Here is a 1,581-nt window from a genome sequence, read left to right as displayed (position 1 = left end):
GGCAAAATTATGATACAAAGTGGCAAGATAAATTGCCATTCCGGCAAGAATATCATGCTGAACGGCAAGGTTGTCAGTTTCAGGGGGGATTTCTTTGATAGAGATTAGGAGAATTTCGATATTTATGTGGAAAAGCGGGATTAGGGTTGATTTTGGACTGGCGAGGAGGAGTACTCCTTATGTGGGTGATTTTTTCAAGAGGTCCCTTTTCTGAATTGGAATAAGTATTTCTTATATAGAGCTAAGAAATATTTGGATATTTATGTAAAAAAGCAGGAATAAAAGTGATTTTGACAGGAATAAGTGCTTTTTTGGCAGGAATACCCTTGATTTCGGCAGGATTAAGTGCTGTTTTGGCAGGAATAACCTTGATTTCGGCAGGATTACCACCCAGGTTGACATGGACATGACTCATTCCCGCAAGAAAATCACCGATTTCAGCATAGGAAACGCTGATCCAGACAGGGAAGTACCTCAATATTAGTATGAAGTACGTCAATCCTTGCAAAAAAATCCCAATCCAGATGAGAATTGCCACATTGTTCTTTAATCCACAGGAATTTAAGACATGGACCTGATCAAACTATCCCGGCAACCGACTCACAAGTGATTATTCATTCACCAGAACACCCCCATCGGCAAAAACAGGCTCAATTTCAACAAATTCCACAACATTAGGCTTGCGCTTCTGAATATTTTCTCCTAAAATAGTGAATACATATAATGATTCAATATTATAGACGTTGATCGGGAGTAGTAGTGAATGTATTCTGTCTTAGAGAGTTGACGGATGGTGAAAGTCAACCGGAAGCATCATGAACTCGCCTGCTGAGTTGCAAGTGTGAACATTCAGTAAGACTTGCCGTTTTCCGCGTTAAGGATGAATGAAGCTGAGTGCGCGTACACTAATGTGGGTGGTACCGCGGGAGAATGTAATTACAACTCTCGTCCCAAATATTTATTTGGGATGAGAGTTTTTTATTTTTTTAAAAGAGAAGCGGCTGAATCAGTCCTTTTCCACCTACATTTAAAGGAGGATCTCAATATGAGTTTTGATCATAAAAGTGTTGAGACGAAATGGCAAAAGTATTGGGAAGAAAACAAGACATTTAAAACAACAGAGGACGAGACGAAGAAGAATTTCTATGCGCTGGATATGTTCCCGTATCCATCAGGCGCCGGGCTTCACGTCGGTCACCCGGAAGGATACACTGCAACCGATATCCTTTCAAGAATGAAACGTATGCAGGGCTATAATGTCCTTCATCCGATGGGTTGGGATGCATTCGGTCTTCCTGCCGAGCAGTATGCACTGGATACAGGTAACGATCCTGCCGAATTCACAAAGCAGAATATCGATAACTTCCGCCGCCAAATCAAGGCGCTTGGTTTCTCATATGACTGGGACCGCGAAGTGAATACGACTGATCCGGGTTACTATAAATGGACGCAGTGGATATTCCTCAAGCTTTATGAAAAAGGCTTGGCTTACGTTGATGAAGTAGCGGTGAACTGGTGTCCGGCACTTGGGACGGTGCTTGCAAATGAAGAAGTCATCGACGGGAAAAGCGAACGCGGGGG

General features: G+C 42.5%; 2 protein-coding genes and 1 other annotated feature. Of the genes, one reads left to right on the top strand and one right to left on the bottom strand.

Translation table 11 applies throughout. From position 1 onward, the window contains the following. Window positions 1-241 precede the first annotated feature (241 nt). Entirely contained in the window at window positions 242-538 is a 297-nt protein-coding gene (locus HP456_RS23770) for a hypothetical protein (RefSeq protein WP_172255623.1), read from the bottom strand. A 196-nt stretch (window positions 539-734) separates the two neighbouring features. Beyond that, window positions 735-956, top strand: a binding site (T-box leader). 89 nt (window positions 957-1,045) lie between these two features. Here HP456_RS23770 and HP456_RS23765 point away from each other — a divergent pair. Beyond that, window positions 1,046-1,581, top strand: a 536-nt coding sequence (locus tag HP456_RS23765) for a class I tRNA ligase family protein (RefSeq protein ID WP_172255621.1), incomplete at its 3' end; no start/stop codon positions are given.

Origin of the sequence: Bacillus haikouensis, from assembly GCF_013179555.1 — a bacterium.
GTDB classification, from domain to species: Bacteria; Bacillota; Bacilli; order Bacillales; family Bacillaceae_B; genus Rossellomorea; species Rossellomorea haikouensis_A.
This window is presented reverse-complemented; position numbering and strand designations above follow the sequence as displayed.